The sequence below is a fragment of the Bacillus sp. A015 genome, from assembly GCF_053851875.1.
The window spans coordinates 28,548-48,495 of record NZ_JBSPZB010000005.1 but is presented as its reverse complement, the minus strand read 5'-3'; the positions used below and the strand labels follow the sequence as shown (position 1 = coordinate 48,495).

16 protein-coding genes and 2 pseudogenes are annotated in these 19,948 nt (G+C 42.3%); 7 read left to right on the top strand and 11 right to left on the bottom strand.

All coding sequences use genetic code 11. The features are described 5' to 3' along the window. Positions 1–126 precede the first annotated feature (126 nt). A complete protein-coding gene (locus ACSLGF_RS05980; RefSeq protein WP_456003361.1) occupies positions 127–1,224 on the bottom strand; it encodes a saccharopine dehydrogenase family protein in 1,098 nt (365 codons plus the stop codon). After that, positions 1,221–1,928, bottom strand: a complete 708-nt coding sequence (locus tag ACSLGF_RS05975) for a class I SAM-dependent methyltransferase (RefSeq protein WP_456003359.1) — start codon at positions 1,926–1,928, stop codon at positions 1,221–1,223. The genes ACSLGF_RS05980 and ACSLGF_RS05975 overlap by 4 nt, the downstream gene beginning before the upstream one ends. A 129-nt stretch (positions 1,929–2,057) precedes the next feature. Between ACSLGF_RS05975 and ACSLGF_RS05970 the strand changes: the two genes are divergently transcribed. Then, entirely contained in the window at positions 2,058–3,065 is a 1,008-nt protein-coding gene (locus tag ACSLGF_RS05970) for a helix-turn-helix transcriptional regulator (RefSeq protein ID WP_456003356.1), read from the top strand. Positions 3,066–3,101: 36 nt separating this feature from the next. Here ACSLGF_RS05970 and yidA read toward each other — a convergent pair whose 3' ends face one another. Further along, the gene (yidA, locus tag ACSLGF_RS05965; protein ID WP_456003354.1) at positions 3,102–3,914 is read right to left on the bottom strand and encodes a sugar-phosphatase; all 813 of its coding nucleotides are present in this window, start codon (positions 3,912–3,914) and stop codon (positions 3,102–3,104) included. 310 nt (positions 3,915–4,224) lie between these two features. Here yidA and ACSLGF_RS05960 point away from each other — a divergent pair, with 310 nt between their 5' ends. Further along, positions 4,225–4,584 carry a MerR family transcriptional regulator gene (locus ACSLGF_RS05960; protein WP_456003353.1) on the top strand — a complete coding sequence of 120 codons (360 nt, stop codon included), beginning with the start codon at positions 4,225–4,227 and terminating at the stop codon, positions 4,582–4,584. A 146-nt stretch (positions 4,585–4,730) separates the two neighbouring features. Continuing rightward, positions 4,731–5,714 (top strand): Gfo/Idh/MocA family protein, encoded by a 984-nt coding sequence (locus tag ACSLGF_RS05955; RefSeq protein WP_456003351.1) that lies wholly within the window; start codon positions 4,731–4,733, stop codon positions 5,712–5,714. A gap of 38 nt (positions 5,715–5,752) precedes the next feature. Here the strand turns inward: ACSLGF_RS05955 and ACSLGF_RS05950 are convergent, their stop codons facing one another. Continuing rightward, positions 5,753–7,267 carry a PAS domain-containing protein gene (locus tag ACSLGF_RS05950; protein WP_456003348.1) on the bottom strand — a complete coding sequence of 505 codons (1,515 nt, stop codon included), beginning with the start codon at positions 7,265–7,267 and terminating at the stop codon, positions 5,753–5,755. 320 nt (positions 7,268–7,587) lie between these two features. Here ACSLGF_RS05950 and ACSLGF_RS05945 point away from each other — a divergent pair, with 320 nt between their 5' ends. Beyond that, positions 7,588–8,925 (top strand): amino acid permease, encoded by a 1,338-nt coding sequence (locus tag ACSLGF_RS05945; RefSeq protein ID WP_456003346.1) that lies wholly within the window; start codon positions 7,588–7,590, stop codon positions 8,923–8,925. A 32-nt stretch (positions 8,926–8,957) separates the two neighbouring features. Here ACSLGF_RS05945 and ACSLGF_RS05940 read toward each other — a convergent pair whose 3' ends face one another. From ACSLGF_RS05940 to ACSLGF_RS05910, 7 genes and pseudogenes are all read right to left on the bottom strand, one after another. After that, the gene (locus tag ACSLGF_RS05940) at positions 8,958–10,064 is read right to left on the bottom strand and encodes a hypothetical protein (RefSeq protein ID WP_456003344.1); all 1,107 of its coding nucleotides are present in this window, start codon (positions 10,062–10,064) and stop codon (positions 8,958–8,960) included. A gap of 92 nt (positions 10,065–10,156) precedes the next feature. Then, positions 10,157–11,485 carry a GntP family permease gene (locus tag ACSLGF_RS05935; protein WP_456003342.1) on the bottom strand — a complete coding sequence of 443 codons (1,329 nt, stop codon included), beginning with the start codon at positions 11,483–11,485 and terminating at the stop codon, positions 10,157–10,159. A 24-nt stretch (positions 11,486–11,509) separates the two neighbouring features. Continuing rightward, entirely contained in the window at positions 11,510–13,054 is a 1,545-nt protein-coding gene (gntK, locus tag ACSLGF_RS05930) for a gluconokinase (protein ID WP_456003340.1), read from the bottom strand. Between the two features lie 185 nt (positions 13,055–13,239). Continuing rightward, positions 13,240–14,097: a MurR/RpiR family transcriptional regulator gene (locus ACSLGF_RS05925; protein ID WP_456003337.1), complete on the bottom strand. Its 858-nt coding sequence runs from the start codon at positions 14,095–14,097 to the stop codon at positions 13,240–13,242. Positions 14,098–14,189: 92 nt separating this feature from the next. Beyond that, positions 14,190–15,125, bottom strand: a complete 936-nt coding sequence (locus tag ACSLGF_RS05920; protein ID WP_456003334.1) for a nucleoside hydrolase — start codon at positions 15,123–15,125, stop codon at positions 14,190–14,192. A 98-nt stretch (positions 15,126–15,223) separates the two neighbouring features. Continuing rightward, positions 15,224–15,352 (bottom strand): annotated as a pseudogene (locus tag ACSLGF_RS05915) (DUF1433 domain-containing protein); the annotation flags it as partial. 299 nt (positions 15,353–15,651) lie between these two features. Next, the gene (locus tag ACSLGF_RS05910) at positions 15,652–16,152 is read right to left on the bottom strand and encodes a DUF1433 domain-containing protein (protein ID WP_327924937.1); all 501 of its coding nucleotides are present in this window, start codon (positions 16,150–16,152) and stop codon (positions 15,652–15,654) included. A 112-nt stretch (positions 16,153–16,264) separates the two neighbouring features. Here ACSLGF_RS05910 and ACSLGF_RS05905 point away from each other — a divergent pair. The 3 genes and pseudogenes from ACSLGF_RS05905 (at position 16,265) to ACSLGF_RS05895 (ending at position 19,939) form a co-directional block, all read left to right on the top strand. Then, a pseudogene (locus ACSLGF_RS05905) lies at positions 16,265–17,757 on the top strand (lipase family protein). A 12-nt stretch (positions 17,758–17,769) separates the two neighbouring features. Next, on the top strand, positions 17,770–18,180 hold the full coding sequence (locus ACSLGF_RS05900) for a hypothetical protein (protein WP_099727239.1): 411 nt from the start codon (positions 17,770–17,772) through the stop codon (positions 18,178–18,180). Between the two features lie 82 nt (positions 18,181–18,262). After that, positions 18,263–19,939: a hypothetical protein gene (locus ACSLGF_RS05895; protein ID WP_456003332.1), complete on the top strand. Its 1,677-nt coding sequence runs from the start codon at positions 18,263–18,265 to the stop codon at positions 19,937–19,939. Positions 19,940–19,948: the final 9 nt, after the last annotated feature.

Genomic DNA, 19,948 nt, shown 5'->3' with positions numbered 1-19,948 from the left:
CCGGTACTCGTCCTTCCTAGACTGCAAAGGTTTTCTATCACGCTGAAAAGAAGACAAAGGGCTAAAATGAAGATCATTTTAGCCCTTTGTCAACAATCTGAGACTAGCATGGGCGCTAGTCTTCTTTTATGCCGTCAAAAGGCTGGCTCTAATCGCTAACGCCCGCTCTTCCTTCGTTTTTTGATCAACCAAAGCGAAATCACCGTTCGCATATTTTAGTGAAAATAATTCTTCAATATGAAAAACGCCTGGCTGAAATCGTCTGTTCAATAAGTGCAGGGCCGTGGCACAGGCGACTTGAGCTGTTGCCTGAGACTCATCGTGTCCTTTAATTCCAAGCGTTGAATGATGAACCCTTTCCCCATTCATTCCTGTCACATCCACTTTGACCGCATATTGATCTGTCCCCATTTGAGAGGATTGAATCAACGAGATGGCTCGTTCCTTGATCTTCGGTAAGGTGAGAAATGACGTCATTCCAAGACTCCTCGCGAAAGCCAATGCGCGCGTTGCCACGCGGGAATCAAAACAAAGCCTTGTCGTTACAGAAGGCACGCGAAGCGTTGAAGGCAATGTCTGCTGATCAGAGAAGGGGAATCGATAGGCATACCGCTTTCCAAGTTTCCCGCCAAGGTCTACCTGTTTCCCTCCAGTAAAACTTTTGACTCTTTTCCGCTGACGATGCTCGGTGAGCTCATAGTCAGAATGGACATGATCAATGGTCCATTCAATGGCGGCTTTTCCATGCTGATCGCCCATCCCAAACATAATGCTAATATCCATTTGATCCACTGAAGCGAGCTTAGATGCCGCTTTCGCTGCTAATAAATTCGTAAGACCAGGCGCAAGCCCTACACTGAGCAAAGCAGTTGCGCCCATGCACTGCTGATCCAGCTTTGCCATCTGCTCCATATATACCCCCTTTGCCGAAATATCGAGATAATCGATCCCTGACCGCAAACAGGCTTCAGCAAATGACGTGTCGTCTTGATCAAGACACATGATCACCAGCTTCGTTTCATCCATCCAGCCCGAATTTAACGGCTTTTTGACATCTATTTGATAAGGACGAACCCGCCCTTTTGTCTTGCGTGAAAATTGTTCAGCCTTCTCGTAGCTCCGGCCTGCCGCAAAAATTTGCCCCGGGTACATTTCACTTAACTGAAGACATATTTGCTGTCCGACATGTCCATAGCCTCCAATCACCATCACCTGTGATCTCATCTCTCATCCGCCTCTCTACGACCTCGCTTGCAAACAAGTCCTTTGATCATGCCAGCCTGAAAATAAGGTCTGATGTCTTCAAATCCTGCTTCGATTAAATGTCCGTTCATCTCTTTCTCAGACACAGGGTGCGTCGTGTCTCCCAGCCTTTCTTTAAAGGAAATAAACACTTCTTTTTCCAGGTATTGACGCTGCATGAATAGGGAAAGCATATGAAGCTCCTGCTGAAATGCGTGAGACTTCATATCTCCTTGAATAAAAGCCATCACAAGCGGTGCCCCTGGTTGAAGCCGGCGGGCAATCTCCTGTAAAAATGGCAGCCGATCTTTTACAAAATGAATCACAAGCATGTTCACCGCTGCATCGTACACAGTTTCAGCCGACACCTTGTCTAATGCGGTCTCATGCCAAGTGACGCGTTCCTCCATATGAAGCTGTGCAACCCGCCGTTTGGCCCTATCAAGCATGGACGGAGACGGATCAACCCCTGTGATTTGCCAGTCTTCTTTTCTTTGGAGCATGTTGATGATCTCTTCGCCCCCACCCGCTCCGACAGTCAGAATGCGAGAGGCCGCTCCCTTTAATTCGGTTTCTAATACATCTACTGACAGCTCATGCAAGAGATGATAGCCAGGTACTTTATGTGCAATTGTTGCTGCGTATGATTCAGCAACGGGATCGTGCCAATGCTGGTTTCCTTTCATGTGCTTCTCCCCCAGTTCCTTTCCGCTTTACATGGTTTCCTGTACACTAATGGTATGACATCTTTATTGTAAAAAGAGACATCAGAAAAAACGATCCCTAAAAGTGGGGATTTTTGAGGAGGAGATCAAGTGACCAATCCAGCCACTCATTTTCAGCAGCTGAGACAACACATTCGGGACGAGCTTGCCGCTATCTGTGATTTTGATGGCGCCTGCATCACAACCATTGATCCAGCCACCCTCCTCTCAACAGGTTCCTTCACAGATGAACCGATTGAAGAAATTCATGACCAGCTGTTTCAAAATGAATTTTTAAAAAAGGACGTGCACCAGCATGAATCTCTAGCCAAAGGACCTGTGCATGCTGCGAGCCTGGTCCAGAGCGGAGAATATCTCAACAGCGAGCGCTATCAGCACATCTTGACACCTAAAGGATGGGCAGATGAATTGCGGGCAGCCCTTGTGATTCAAGGAGAATGCTGGGGAATCGCCAGCCTCTATCGTAAAAAGGGAAAGGAACCTTTTCATGAACAAGACATACAAGCGGTCATCCATCAAACACCAGCACTCGCAGCCAAGCTGAGAGATGAGCTTTTCAAAAAAAGAGACACTGAAGCTGATGATGCGGCGAATCAGCAAGGATTCATCATTCTTTCTCATGATCACACCCTTCTTTATGGAAATGAGACAGGGCTTCATTGGCTTCATACCTTCCAAACCTTTGAGCAAATCCATGACCGTGCCGTCATGCCCCGCCCGTTCAGAGCATTAAGCGCTAAGCTTTTATACGGCGGCAGCGCCCAAACCGCAGCCAGCATGACGAGAATGCCTACGGGGCTTTTTCTCTCTCTTCAGGCTTTTCGATTAGAGCAGGCAGCCGGGCAGGCAGAAACCGTCATGATTCATATCAAGCGAGCCCAAACGAGTGATATTCTTCCTTATGCAGCGAAAACGTATCGGCTGACAGAAAGAGAGATGAACGTCCTTGACTGTTTATTAAAGGGCCAGTCTACAAAGGAAATCGCCAGTACGTTATTTATTTCAACCCATACCGTCCATGATCATGTAAAGGCGATGCTGCAAAAAACGAATTTGAGCAGCAGACGTATGCTCGTTTACTTTTTCTCAAACATATAAAAAAAGCGGCTACCTCATGGGTAGACCGCTCTTTCCTTATTTTCTTAGGACTAGCTCATGCAGCACATGTGCCACTCCGGCTTCATTATTGGATTTTGTTACAACATCCGCTACTGCTTTAACATCATCAATGGCATTTCCCATGGCAACGCCACAGCCTGCAAACTCCAGCATCGACACGTCGTTTCCGTTGTCACCAATGGCCATGACTTCTTCGCGAGAAATCCCCAGCTCATGAGCTAGAAGCTTCACGGCATTTCCTTTGCTCACATCAGGGTGCAGGATTTCAAGGAAGAAATCCGTGCTTTTTACCATCATATATTTGTCCTTCACCTCAGACGGGATGGCTTGTATCGTCTTTTCCAAACGTTCCGGCTGATCAATATACATCATTTTCGGCAGTCTCATTGATTGATCTGCCTCTTCGACAGGTACATACTTAAGCGGCAATTTCGTTAAGTACGATTCAAGTACCGTGTATTCACTAATATCGCGATTTGGTGTGTACAAATGAGCTGAATCGAAATAATGCATCGGCGTGTCCAGCTGACGGCTCAGTTCATATAAAGAGGTCAAATCATCATAGGATAAAGTCAGTTCTGACACCACTTCGTTTGTATGGCTATTTTGTACAAGCGCTCCATTATAGGCAATCACATAATCTCCCTCTTGATCGAGTTGAAGCTCTTTTAAGTAGCGGTGCACCCCGCCAATCGGCCGGCCTGTACATAAAACAATTTTAACGCCTTCTGCCTTTGCCTGTTGAATCGCTTCAAACACCTCATCTGGCACCATATGCTGATCATTTAATAACGTACCATCCATATCAATTGCGACTAATTTATACATTCACTGCTCCCCTTTTCTCAGCAAAACGTGCTGTCACTATTTTGAGCAATCATCTACATGATCACATGATGTTTCATCATACTATTTACCTATTTTAGCCTATCGTTTTTTTCTCAAGCTGTCTACTTGTTACCACCTGTAACAAAAATCACTTTATCCTACTCTATTATAACGTATTCTATTGATCCTGCTTTGAGGAGAACTTACCTCCTTTTTTAATGAAACAAAAGGAATAAATAATTACTATAGAATATTTTGAAACTAGCAGTTCTAATTGTATGATGAATAGCAAAGAAAGGAGGTGAAGGTAATGATTACATTTACGAGAGGGAAATTGTCGAAAATGTCTGGTGTACATATTGAAACCATTCGTTTTTACGAAAATGAGGGTGTGCTCCCCGAACCAAAAAGAGCGCATAACGGCTATCGTCTATATGATAAAAATTATGTACTCATGCTATCCTTTATCACTGAAGCGAGAAAGCTAGATTTCTCACTCAAAGAAATTCGCGAAATTATCACGTCACTATTCGAGAAACAGTCCAAAACAGAAGCTGAACAGCTGCTCGAACAAAAAGTAGAAGATATTCAAAAATCCATCCATGAGTTAAAAAAGAGGAAGGCCGCCATTCAATTGTTAACGAAACAAACATTAGCCAACATCAGCTAATTGTAAGGGCTCCCAAAGATGTGCCGGTATTCTTTACTGGCACCCCTATGCACCTAGCTAACGAGTACACATTCTATGAAAACATCAGGTATACTAGAGACAGCTTTACGTGACATCAAACGAGTTTGGAAGGGGTTTTGAGTAGAATGAAAATTGCAACCATTGGAACAGGTGTGATTGTGGAAGGCTTTCTGCAGGCAATTGAACAGCTGGAAGGTGCCTCTTGTCACGCTGTCTATTCAAGAAAGGAAGCAACGGCAAAGAAACTCGCAGATCAATTTGGTGTGCAAACCACTTATACAGATTTAACCGCTATGCTAGAAGATCCACACATAGAGGCTGTTTATATCGCATCACCGAATCGTTTACATAGCGAGCATGCCACGGCTGCATTGAAGAACGGAAAACATGTGATTTGCGAAAAGCCTTTCACCTCTAATGTGAAAGAGCTGGAAGCCTTAATCGCTCTCGCAAAGGAAAAGCAGCTCCTCCTATTTGAAGCCATTACGACCGTTCATATGCCAAACTATCATTTAATCAAAAAGCACCTTCATCAATTAGGCAGAATCAAACTGGTCCAATGCAACTATAGTCAATATTCAAGTAAATATAATCAGCTGCTAGCCGGTGAAACGCCGAATGTCTTTAACCCAGAATTCTCTGGAGGAGCCTTGATGGATATTAATATCTATAATGTCCATTTCATCATGAATCTCTTTGGATCACCGGAGCAGGTTCGCTACCAGGCCAACCGCCATCCAAACGGCATTGACACATCTGGTGTTTTGACGTTCACTTACAATGATTTTATTGCGACAAGTGTCGGCAGTAAGGATACAAGCAGCATGAACTTCGCATTGATTCAAGGAGAAAAAGGATTCATGCATGTGAAAAATGGGGCCAATGGCTGTGAGGAAGTGCTGCTGCATGTTGATGACAAGGTCATCTCACTCAATGCACAAACGAATCCAAACCGCCTGTTTTATGAAGCAGAAGCTTTCCAGCACATTATTGAAACAGACAATCATGAACAGTGCTATGCATGGCTTGAAGAAAGTCTCTCTGTCATGAAAGCCCTTGAAGCCGCTAGAAAAGATGCAGGTATTGTTTTCCCTGCAGATCATGCTTAAGCAAAAAACCGCCTTCTACCGAGAGGGCGGTTTTAAGGTTAAATACTCTTTGAATACGCCACAAGACGCTGAGACATATGATTCACTTCATCGACTGAAGCATTTACTTGCTCTGTTAAAGCAGCCTGTGTTTGCGTAAGAGCTGTCATATTCGAGATGTTTTCAAGAATTTCATCAATTTGCGTTTTCATTTCAGTTAAACTAGACTCAATATTTTCTGTTGCATTGGCACTATGCAGCGCCAGCTTACGCACTTCATCTGCGACGACTGAGAATCCTCGTCCTTGCTCACCAGCTCTAGCTGCTTCGATCGCAGCATTCAAACCAAGTAGGTTCGTTTGGTTCGCCACTTCTTTGATCAAGTCAGAAATATTTTTCGTCTCATCTGCACTGTTTTTCGCTAGATTTGCGGCAGACGTTGACTGCTCTTGAGCTACAGCAAGTTCCTGCGCTTGGTTTGTAACAGAGCTAATGCCCGATACCATCTCACTAATAGAACTTGAAAGCTGTTCTACTTGAGAAGCCATTTCATTGGCTGTTTTCTCTTTATTTTTTTCTAAAGTGATATCACGAATGGTTCCTGCAACACGAAGAGGTACACCTTTCTCATCACGAATGGTTTCACCACCCGCATGATACCAGCGGTACTCGCCATTTTTACTCTGCAATCTATAATCAATGTCAAATGGTGTGCGCCCAGAGTGGTCATTTAAATGATCCGCAAAGGCTTGCAGGGCCATTTCTTGATCCTCAGGATGCAAACGATCGCTCCAGCTGCTCAACACGTTCGGGAAATCTTTTTCATCTGTGAAGCCAAGCGTTTTTCTAAATTGTGGAGACCACCAGAATTCGTTGTTTGGATTGACTGGATCTCCTGCCTCTACGACCATGTCCCAAGGAGCTTCCACAAGCGCACGGTTGATCAGGTCATATCTTGTCACGAATGCTTGCAGCTCTTTTTCTTTCAATTTTTGATCATGAATATCAAAAAGAGCCCCCGCCACACGAAGAGGTACACCCTTTCGATCACGAATAGTCGTTCCTGTTGCTTTGAACCAGCGATAATCTCCGTTTTTCAACTTTAAGCGATATTCGATATCATATGGCGTACGACCAGAATGATCCAATAAATGCGTAGAGAACCCATTCAAGGTGTATTCTTGTTCATCTGGATGAATTCGAGATGCCCAGCTGTCTAAGACATTCGGAAAATCGTGCTCATTTTGAAAGCCGAGCATTTTCCGAAAATCATCCGTCCATGTGAATTCATTTTTAGGATTCACTGGATCTCCTGCTACGACCGTCATATCCCATAAACCAACTTGAATAGCTTTTGTCACTAAATTCATACGCATATGAATATTTTCATGCGCTTCCTGCATCTTTTGCAAAGCTTCATTTATTTGAGCCACTGCTTCTATCGTTTGACTAGAAGAGAACGCAGCAGTATCTAGTCTCCCTGAAAAATCTCCCTTCTCGATTTGTTCTATTAATTGACTGCTTTCACTTAGAAGGATACCCGACGATGAATCATTTGCTTTTCTCATAAACATCTTCAATAACTCCTTTCAGCTCTTTCATACATATTTGAAATATTTTACAGTTATAAACAATCCTTTATTAGGTCTTTAGTAATGCAAATGATATATCGACAAAAACAGACAATTGTTTATGTCATCAATAAGGAAAATGTTCATTTTTTCACGAGGTTTCATATTTTGGTTTTGGGTTAAGGAAGGAATTTATGGAGATAAGTAGCTAAATTGATAGAATAAACCGTCTATTTTGTCTGAAAAATCTCTTTTTTTATATTGACACTGGCGTCTTGAAAAAAGAAAATGGAACATAAGCATTTTTAAAAAAGGAGAACGACATGAGCGCGAATCAGGAACAACAAGAATTAAAAAAGCTTTTATCGCCGCGTCACATTCGCATGATTGCGTTGGGCGGGGTCATTGGTACAGGAATCTTTAAAGGAAGTGCCGATACAATCGGTTTAGCAGGTCCTGGAGTCATCTTTTCCTATGTATTTGCCGGATTGCTACTTCTCATTGTCATGGCAGCCTTGGCTGAAATGGCCATTGTCTATCCGGGGAATAACCTTCGCGACCTTATACAGATTGCGCTTGGTCAACGTTTTTCATTTGTAGTCGGCTGGGTTTACTGTTTTATGTGGCTCACTGTGTGTGTCATCGAGATCATTGCAGCAGGCAGCCTGCTCCAATATTGGATGCCGAACGTGCCGCTATGGTCACTATGTTTACTTTGCTCGCTTTTAGTCATCGGAATTAACTTAAATAATGTAAAATATTTTGGTGAAATTGAGTTTTGGTTCGCTGGAATGAAGATTTTCGTTATTATTGTCTTTATTATTCTCGGTGCAGCATTATTATTTGGGATCATTCCGAACGAACAAAGCACACCTGCTCTCACCAATTATCAAAACTTCATCCCGAACGGATGGGGCGCGATCTTTGCATCTTTATTAGTGGTTATTTTCTCTTATGGGGGCTCTGAATTGATCGGGCTGACCATTACAGAAACAAAGGATGCGGAGAAGGTCTTACCTAGTGTTGTCAAAAGTATGATGTGGCGTATTATTTTATTTTACACATTGCCAATTTTGATTATCTGCGGTCTCATTCCTTGGAATCAAATCGATCCAAATAACAGCCCTTTTGTCCAAGTCTTCTCTGCTGCTGGTATGCAAGGCGCCTCTCACTTCATTAATTTCGTATTGATTACAGCCGTTCTATCTGCGGCCAATTCTGGAATTTATGGGACGACGAGAATGATTCATTCTCTATCTAAATCAGACGGCGGTCCGAAAAAGCTGGCACAGGTCAATAAAAGAGGCGTACCTATTTTGAGTTTATGGGTAACCGTTCTGTTTCTTCTAATCGGAACATTCTTTGCTTACTTATATCCAGAGCAAATTTTTAGTTATATGCTGGCTATTCCTGGTTTTGCTGTTTCCCTTATTTGGATCAGCATTTGTATGGCACATTTGAAACTGCGTCCAACATATCCACAGGAGCCATATTTCAAGGTTTGGCTGTTTCCGTATTTGACGTTATTTGCAGGTCTTGTACTAAGTGTGAGTTTTGTTATGTTCCTATTCAGACAAGAAAACTTGCCTAGCTCGATTATTAGCATCGGTTTCTTAGTCGCTGCCATTATTGCTTCATTCTTAATGAAAAAGAAGGCTTAAACGCTAAAACCCGCCATAGAGGCGGGTTTTTTTCATGAGCTGCTGTCTTCTGTCACTTCAAAATCAACCGACGCTTTTGGGACACCGTTGATGATAATCGATAAAGTATGGGTTCCCGCATAATGCTTTCTCGTCGTCATATTTTGAAAAGACTGGGACCTGACGAATTCTCTACGTATCGCTGAGCCTGTTTCAAATTCTGTGATTTTAAATACCTTTTGATTGCGGGTACCCCGAGCTTTAACGTAATCAATGGCATACTCTACGCGCAGCTTTAGTGGCTTATCAGCCTGAAGAGTAAAATGAAAGGCCATTTTTTCTCCAATTCGAATAGAATGTTGCGCTACCTTTAAATCTGTTACTTGAATGGACGGATCGTCTCCATAGCCAAACATGGCCATAATATCTGGATCGCCTTTTTTTAGTAATGTACGGGATGCATGTTTGACAATCCAGTTCGTATGTTCATTGGTTCCATACCAGCCTTTGACCGTTTGCTTCATCAGATCAGGCTGAATTGCGGAAATATCATTTAAATGATTCGCTACACTTTTTTGCACATACCTCGCCGGATCCGATTTCAAGTTTTCCAAAATAGGCCGTGTAACCGAAGGATTCTTTTTAAGCGCAGGAACAGATACCCCCCATGGCAAACGTGGTCTGCATCCTTCACTAGCCAGCCGGCGGATATGCTCATTTTGATCCTGTGACCACACCAGCATCTGCGCCAGCATGTTGTCTTGATCTTGAATCAGAAATGGCCGAACAGCAAATTCAGAAGTGGAAAAAGGTGTAAAGAATTCGAGCGCCTTAATCGAGATATCCCAATGTGCCAGACCGTACGTCTCGACGTAGTCTGGAAATACGAGCGCACTAAGTCCTGAAAAATGCGGTGCTACCTGACGCAGCACTTCAATTGCCTGCTCATAATCCTCAGGCAGACAGGCATGCATCGATTCAGTGACTCTTCTCATCCGTCCTTTTAGCTCGAGCTGCTGCCAACCCTCTTGAAGCACGAGCCGCTGGAATTCAACAGCATCAAATACAGTCGACTCTTGTGCTAGTTTCTCCGCTAATTCTTGAATAAATAATTCATGATATACATGTTTTAATGGTTCGATCGTATCCGCCTCCCACATCTCAATAACATTATTTTACCCCAATCCGAAAAAAGTGGCATCGCAACAAGCTAAAAACAGCCCAATTCCGGAGAACTAGGCTGTTGCGTTCGCTATATAAACATATTAATGATCATAATAAATGCAATGGCACTAACGGAAATAATCGTCTCCATAGCAGTCCATGTCAAAAACGTCTCTTTAATGGTCATACCAAAATACTCTTTAATCAGCCAAAAACCCGAGTCATTGACATGAGACAAAATCAACGAACCCGCTCCTGTTGCTAACACAAGAAGCTCTCTGCTCACATCCGGCATGGATGCAGCAATTGGGGCTACAATACCAGCTGCTGTCATCATGGATACCGTAGCAGATCCTGTTGCCACACGAATGACCGCAGCAATCAGCCAGCTAAGCAAAATCGGTGAGATTGGCGAGTGTTTGGCTAAATCAGCAATATAATCACCAACACCCGAATCGATGAGCACATTATTGAAGGCCCCGCCTGCTCCAATGACAAGCAAAATGGATGCGATCGGTCCTAAGCACTCATTACTAAAGGAAAGCACCCGGTCACGGCTCATCCCTTGCATAAAGCCGAGGCTGAAGAAAGAATACACCGTTGCAATCAGCAGGGCTGTAATTGGATCTCCGATATACTTGAACACCTGAAACCAAATACTTTCCTCTGGCAAAATAATATCCGCCAATGTGGCAAGCAGCATGAGAATCACCGGCACCAAAATGGTAAACATCGTATTCGCAAAGCCAGGAAGCTTTCGATCTTCATTTCGTTCAGTGAATTGTTTTCTGAGCATCTCTGGAACTGGCTTATGTATCCGTTTGCCAATCCACTTTCCATATAGCGGTCCAGCAATGATAGCTGTCGGCAAACCGACAATAATGGAAAAGAAGATGGTTTTCCCCACGTTGGCATGATAGATGCCCACTGCTGCCATTGCAGCTGGATGAGGCGGCACAAGACCATGCACAACAGACAATCCAGCGATTAACGAAAGCCCAATCGTCACGAGCGATATGCCTGTTTCAATCGCAATGGTAAAAAGTAAAGGAATGAGAAGAACGAATCCGACCTGGAAAAACACGGGTATCCCCACGATAAAGGCAACGAACATCATCGCCCAATGCACATTCTTCGTCCCAAATCGGCCGATTAACGTTTGAGCAATCCGTTCAGCTCCCCCTGATTCAGCCATCATTTTCCCAAGCATGGTTCCAAGCGCAAGAACAATCGCCAGCAATGATAAAGTATTTCCTAATCCCGTTTTAATCGATTGAATGATTTCCTGCAAATCCATCCCTGTGGCAAAGCCGACAAGCATAGAGGTAATAATTAAACTCACAAACGGATTCAACTTAGCGACTGTAATGAGAATGAGTAAAAGGACAATCGCCGCAATCACGATGAATAAAAGCATGTTTTCCCACCTTTCCCCTGATGTTTAACGATTTTGTTTTAATTGCAGCGCACTAATGACATCAAATTCATCCTTCAGTTTGTCATAGAGACGCTCATATAAATAAAACAGCTCTATGTATGTCTCATTGTTCTTCATATTTGGTTCATGACGGGCAGAGATCCGAATCCACTCTTGAACCTCTTCCATCTCTTCCATATGACCTAAACTATGAAGTGCGAGGACAGCCGCCCCAAGTGCCGAAGCCTCATAACTTTCTGGAACAAGTACTTCTCTGCCCATCGTATCCGCTAAAATTTGCCGCCATAGCGGAGATCTTGCAAACCCCCCCGAAGCCCGGACATCCTTTGCTGAACCAGTTAAATCTCTTAATGCAACACCGATCGAGAAAACACTCATAATAACGCCTTCTAATACAGCTCTAATAAAATGCTCCCGTTTATGCTGAAGGCCGATACCAAAAAAAGTGCCTCTCGCATTTGGATTCCAATAAGGTGCACGTTCACCTGTTAAAAATGGTAGAAACAGCAGTCCCTCTGAGCCAGCTGGCACCTTTTCCGCAATATCAATCATGAGATCGTAAGGATCCACACCAAGACGCTTTGCAACCTCTACCTCTGAAGAACCAAATTCATCCTTAAGCCATCTCAGCATAATTCCGCCATTATTGGTCGGTCCTCCTACCACCCAATGCTTGTCCGTCAGCGCATAGCAAAACGTTCTTGATTGCTCATCTGTGATTGGCTTATCTACGACTGTACGGACTGCACCGCTTGTCCCAATCGTGACAGCCACCTCTCCTTTACCAATCGCACCGACACCTAGATTTGCTAGAACACCATCATTCGCACCAACGACAAAAGGTGTATCTTCTGCAATGCCCATTCGCAGCGCAATCTCTGGCTGAAGCCCTCTCAGCTGATGCGTCGTCGGGACAAGTTCAGACAGCTGATTTTCCTCAATTCCAGCAATGCAAAGTGCCTTCTCGTCCCATTGAAGCGTTTCCAAATGAAGCAGTCCTGTTGCTGAAGCGATTGAATAATCAACCACATACTGACCGAAGAAATGATAGAGAATATATTCTTTTATGGAAATAAATTTTGCTGCCTGCTTGAAGACATCAGGCGTCATTTCCTTTATCCATCGTATTTTTGAAAGCGGTGACATTGGATGGATTGGTGTGCCGGTTCTTTTATAAATTTGAAAGCCATCCATGTCCGTAATGATTCGTTTCGCTTGTTCTGCACTTCTGTTATCTGCCCAAATGATACTGTTCGTTAAAGCCTTGCCATCCTCATCCATCACAATTAAGGAATGCATCGCCGTACTAATCCCGACGCCTATGAGATTCTTTACATCAAATGCTGCTTTCGTCAATGCGCCTCTTACACTCGCAATGACGGCTTCTAATATGTGTTCAGGATCCTGCTCAATCCATGCTGGCTGGGGCTGAATGAGATCATAAGGAATCGAATGCTTTGCTATCACTTTCCCCTGTGGTCCAAACAGAACCGCCTTTGTACTAGTTGTGCCAATATCCAAACCAATTACCGCCTGGTTCCCCTTCATCTGTATCACGCCCAATCATTGATTTGAAATAAAATGTCGTGGTGCCGGTGTACCTGATAAATCCCATTATAGGAATATTTTTTTCGACATTCAACAATCAAAAAGAAAATAATTTTCATTTAAAACCTCAGAAACGTTACCACAACAGCATTTTTCACTAATAGAAAAATTTATTTTTGAAACCATTACACCCTTTTTTGAGAAATGGTTTCTCTCATTTGCTTTAAGTTTGTTAAAGTTTCCTGCTGTCTTAAATGCGCAAGTGCAAAATATAGGACGTCAATGACAGTGAGCTGAGCAAGCCTTGCAGACATCGCTTCTGTTCGAAATGCCGTTTCTTGCGTCGATGTATACAAAGTAACATCTGCAAGCTGACTCAATGGCGAGCGCTGGTAGCTTGTAATGCCAATGGTTTTCGCTCCTTTTTCCTTGGCTGTTTTCATCGCATCAAGTAAATCTTTATTTCGACCAGAATGAGATATACCGAGCACTGTGCTCTTTTGATCAAGCAGACCTGCCGACATTGCTTGAAAGTGAGAATCTGTATGAACAATACAATTGATGCCTGTCCTCATAAATTTGTGAAAAGCATCTGTGGCGATGAGACCAGACCCACCGCTCCCATAAAACTCTAAGCGCTCAGCTTCATGGATTAATTGTATGGCTTTTTCTACATCTTCTGGATTCAACAATTGAAAACTATCCTTTAATGCAGTTATATTCGCCTGAAATACCTTTTGCATAAAAACAGCGGTATCATCGTCAAGACTCATCTCTTCATCTACATAATCAGGCTTTGCTTGATCTATTTCCTGGGCAATAGCAATCTTCAAATCTTGATAACCCTCAAATCCAAGCCTTTTACAGAGACGAAAAATCGTTGCCTCTGAGCTCGCTGTCTTTTTGGCAAGCTCTACAATAGACAAATGGATGATGTCGCGGGGTTCACTCGTAATAAGTTCTGCAATTGCTTTCAACTTTGGCGGCAATCCTCTGCTTGCTGCCCGTATCTTTTCAATACTACTTAAACTGACAGAAGCCAATCGACTTCACTCCTTTCTCATTAATGTGAGCGCATACATTTCCTCATGTTCCCATCTTATAAAAAAGAATCCTGTTTGCACAGACTTCTTTTTTAAGAATTCATGACTTGGATCAATAATTCAAAGAAAGCCTCAGCATCTACATCCATACATACTTGGACGTTGCGCTCTTTCTCCCATTGATGCTGAAAATCACATATCATCTGACCATCACAAAACTCACTCTTCGTCTCCACGTCTACATGAAAATCCTGTGTGCTCACCAGCTGCTTGTCAATCGCAAGACTCACAGCAAGCGGATCATGCATCGCACACGCCCACACACCATTCCGTTCAAAATAACGCTGTCGGTAAATGCATGTACTCTCTCTTATATAACTCGCCAAAGCTTCATTCTGAATGGCGTCGATTTTTTCATCCGTTAACAAGACCTGCCTTGTGACATCTAATCCAACTTGAGTCAATGAAGGGAACCCAGCCTCAAGCACCACTTTCGCCGCTTCTGGGTCTGCATATGTATTGAATTCCGCAATAGGTGTAACGTTCCCCTGTCCCTGCACGACACCACCCATAAAAATGACTTCTTTGACGTGATGAATCAGCTCAGGGCATTTTTTCACCGCAAGGGCTAAATTTGTTAAAGGTCCTGTCAACACAAGCGTGACCTGCTGCGAATACTGAAGCACCTGTTCAATGATAAAATCAGGAGCGAAACCAGCATCTGCTGTCTTCTTAGGCTGGGCATCCTTTAAAGCACCTCCTATTCCATCCTCCCCGTGAACCCTGTGTTCATAATGAGGTGCTCTTAAAAGAGGAGTCGCTGAACCTTTAATGACAGGGATTTCATCTGCCTCAACCAACTCCAGCACTTTACACGTATTCAATGTAGCCGCATCAACAGACACATTCCCGCACACTGTTGTAATCCCCAAAATATCAAACTGCTTACTTTTAACTGCAAGCAAAATACCAATCGCATCATCTATTCCAGTATCCACATCTAAGATCAATTTCTTTGTATTTGCCATGGCTGAAATCTCTCCCTTAATTGAAAGTGTTGTTAGGGGAATGATAGCATATCCCTCTGTCATCAATTTAGGGAATAAATATCTTTTTGACGTTTGTTTTACTCTTTTTCGCCGATGTCTTTTAGATACTGTTCTCGTTCTTTTTCGGTAAAACTTTTAAGATAATCCTCTATCACTTTAGGTTCACCTTTATATTCATCCCAGTCTATAAAACGATCTGATAAATCAATAGAAAGTTTCATTGTATTTCTCATAAAAGACAAAACTCCTTAATGAACTTTAAACAGCCGACTATTGAATTTGACAAAATAAAAACAGGTAAGCTAGTACCTGTTCAGGCTGTCGAGAAAATCTCGACAGTTTTTTTGAAGGTCTAGATACACCGTATATTGAATGTAACGAAAGCGAAAAACACCATATATCGTTTCGTGAACAGTTAAAAAGACAAAAATGAGGGCTTTGTTGACACCTTGTCTTGAAAACCCCCACTTTCTCTTTAATCTGAACAGGTAAGCTAGTACCTGTTTTACTCTTTTTCTCCAATGTCTTTGAGATATTGTTCGCGTTCTTTTTCGGAAAGGCTATTTAGAAAATCTTCTTTCACTTGAGGATCAAAATCATCCCAATTCTCAAAACGATCCCCTAGCTCAGATGAATAACTCATTGAACCTATTTCATTTGTTCTATACTTTAATGAAGCGGAGAAATTGAATTTTTTTGGATCATCATTCACATATCCTCTAACTACAATAAAGCCCATTGGACTAATCGTCACTTCATTTTCAAAAGTAATATCCTTTATAAAATGATGTATATCCATTTCATGTAAATCTTTTTCGATTTTCGGTCTCATTTTCTTTGCGAATTCTTCTGCCTTTTGTTGTTCACTTTTCTCTTTTTCTTGCACGGTATTCTTTCCTCCTGAATCATTTGGCTTACTTAGTTTTTTATTTTGAGAAATTATCGCAGATATTGAAATAATTATTATGATAGCCAAAACAATTAAAAGCTTTACTGTATTCTTCATTAGTAACAATATCCACCTTTATAAATTTTTAATCATGGGCTTAATCTCCCCACACTTACAATAGAAATTTATCAAGCTCTATAATATAATTATTAAGATAAATATTACAGGAGTGACATTTTTGTCTAAAAAAATATCTCAATTTCAACTTAACGATCAAGACTATATCTTAATATCAGAAGAATCCTATAAAATAGAAAATTATAACGCATCCAAAATAATTAAATTAGACGACGGAAAAATCATGCACGTAATTGACTACAAAGAAACCAAAAACGGCCTTAATGCACTAACCCTTGTCTCAAGAGAGGATTATCGTATTTCTAACAATGGCAAAGACCTCCACAAAATCAAAAACGCAGTCATCGCTTACCGCGGTTCAGAACCGATTGGCGCAGGCCAATATAAAGATACCATTAAAAAACATGGAAAAAAAGAGTCAGATGATCTTCTTTCTACCATTTTGACGAAGCTGCCTCCTTTTCGTCAGTCACAGACGTCAAAGGAAGTTACGACGAAGGTGGCGACAGGGACAACGACCTATACAAATGAAATTGTTCAAGATTGGATGATTTCAGATACAAAGTATCTGATTAAAAATATCCCTTTTGAACACGGCGCAGAGAATCAAATGGTTCAAGCAGATCGTTATGCAAAAGAGATACATAAGAAAATGCCGAATGCCAAGATGTATGTCACAGGGCATTCACTCGGCGGGTCTAATGCTTCCTATGTTCTTGTGAAAAATGACTTTATTAAAGGCGGCATGACGTTTGAGAATCCAAATATTTACCCAAATCTATCAGATGGTTTACAAGCCAGAGCACTAAAAGGCGATTACCGCAGTAGATTAACAGAATATATCAATCTAAACGACGGGCTTTCTCTTTTAAATCGACATACGACAGAAATTGGTCAAGTGAAAGTCATGTATGATGCGCTCTTCCTGAAGGTGTCGATTACTCCGAGGACTCCTCAAAAGCCGTCCAAATCATGAAAGACCTCCTCAATCGGGCAATGAGTGTGAATCCTTCACTGGATGCGAATTTGTTCCTTGAAGCCCTCGCTGGCAGTCATGGCTTAGACAGGTATGCATTTTCGTCAGATGGCTCCGTTCAAACCATTGATGATATGTTACGAAAAAACCCTTCTCTCACCACAGCCATGTTACATCAGTTGAGCCAGTCGAATGTTCATCCACAAAGCGTGGTGGCTATTTTAATTAAGTCTCATGTTCTCATGAACACAGGGCGTAAATTCTCGACATATGCCGAGCACAATATGCAGCAAATCATTCAAAACATCGAGAAACTAGATGACAAAGTGGATCAATCTGTGGAACGGGTACGCTCAAGATACAAACAAATTGTTGGCTTTGGTTCGTATGACCAGCTGACGGCTTCAGACGTTGATGCTGTCATTCGCCACTTAAAAACAGAGGGCCTTGAAAATGAATTCTATTCAGTCAAAAAGTATGATACAGCCATTGATAACGCGATGAATATGAAGAGATGGCTCGACTCACTATCAGATGATATGAGCCAGCTAGGGAAACAATACCACGATGCGGATACAGCCCTTGCAAAGAATATGGGCATTTCTTAAGGAGAACGAAGAATGGAATTTTCAAAGAAACAACCAACAGATGCAGATCGTTTTTTGCAACGAATGACAGATACGCATACATCAAGCTCCGTCTTTTCTCAAACAAACTTTCATACAGAAGATATGACACCAGCAGAGCTGGCTGCTTTAAAAGCAAAGATCAAAGAAGAACAGAAAACAGCACTAATCAGAGCCATCCGGCATCAGCTTCAACATGAATTTGCAGAAGACCAAAAAGAAGCGGGAGAAATTTTAGATCTGATTGATGAACTTCTGATCAAAGTCTATAAACATAAAAAGCAAATTCACACGCATATGTCAGGTCAAGCCATTGACGCATTAATAGAAAAAATCGAACAAAGACTCACGTTTTTCGAACTGAAAGAAGATGTTCAATCCGCCATCAACTCGATCGGCATTTAAATGAACCTTCAGACCGATGAATCTTTTCCCCGCCTCACTCGTATATACTAAAAGAGTGATTGATTTGAAAGGAGATTTGTTTGTGGGATATATTTTGTTATTTTCGGTTGTGATCGGTCTTGTCTTGACCCTTTTGCTCACACCGCTCAGGTTGATCGTTAGAAAGAAAGGGACGGAACAGCAGGTTCCTCTTATGTGGATTGCAGGCCTTGCTTTGCTGTTCATGATCGGTATTTTTGTTTTCTATTACATGACCAATTTAGACCGTAACCCTTCATCCCTATGGCTGATTGGACTTGTTGTAACAGCAGCAGGCGCCTTTTTGTCAGTCGGATTGGAGCGGAAGATCAAAGGCGTGTTGTTCCTTATTCTTTTGCTGCTTGGTGTTTATATGGCGACAGCTTTTCTATTCAATGCGAATGAGAAATTCGATGTCTCCAAAATGGAGCAAAAAGTGGAAATCAAAGCGTTCGATGAGACAGAAACACCTGCGAGTGTACCGCCTCAATTTGCTCGCAATAAAATGAAGAAATCGTTCGGACAGGTGCCAAACACAAGCTACTACGAGCTTGGCAGCTTGCAAATTCAGAAGGTCAATGGTGAGTATGTGTACATCGCACCAGTGGAATTCTCGGATTTCTTTAAATGGATTCGTTCAGGCAGTACGCCGGGTTACTTTACATTAAGTGCGACCGACTCATCTGCTAATCCAAAGTTTGTGAAAACAGAGATGGTCTATACACCTTCCTCCTATTTCAACAAAGAAATTGAGCGGCATATCCGTCTCCAGTATCCAGATTTGATTTTCTATGGAGACACTCAGCTGGAAATCAATGATGATGGCAAGCCTTATTACATTCAAACGTATGGCGATTTCATCTCTGCCAGAAACGGCTTTAAAGCGTCAGGCGTGGTCGTTGTTGATGCCAAAACTGGCGCAACGAAGAAATACTCCTTAGATCAAGTACCTGCCTTTATCGATGGTGCTGTTTCACCAGAGGCGATTAGTCTGCAAAACAGTTATTTCGGAAACTATGTTCACGGTTTCTGGAACAGTATGTTTGGAAAATCGGATGTGAAGCTGCCTTCAGACGAGGGGACAGAAGCCAATGTGAGTCCAGTGTTTGATTCAAAAGGAGAGATGTATTACTTCACCGATTTCACAAGTCCGAAAGAGGGCGTTGATTCCATGCTCGGGTATGCCCTGACAAATGCCCGAACAGGAAAGGCCACGTATTACACCGGGAATCTTGAAGAGTCTTATATGGATTCTCAAGGAGCTTTGCAAATTATTGAGAAACGATTCATCGAGAAGAAATGGAAAGGGAGCATGCCGATTCTTTATAATTTCTATGGAGAAGCCAGCTGGCTCACACCTGTTCTCGATTCAAATGGGTTCCTGCAAAACTACTTTATTGTCTCTGCGGCCAACCCTGAAATCTCTGCGTACGCTTCAACACCAAACGAAGCACTAAGAGCCTATAAAACAGCTCTTCAAAAGGGCGGCGGTACCGTCAACAGTTCATCTAAGCAAGAAAAGAAAGATACGACAGGCAAAGTGAAGAGAGTGTATAAGGAAAAGACCGGTGATGATACAACCGTCACCTTCCTGCTCGACGATGGGAAAAATTACACCATGTCATCTGAAAAAGAGCCTCTTATTATTTACTTAAAAGAAGGGGATCAAGTCACCATTAAGTACACAGATACAGGTGAAATCTTCCTTCCAGTCGATGAAATAAACATCAAAGGATTATAAAAAAAGACG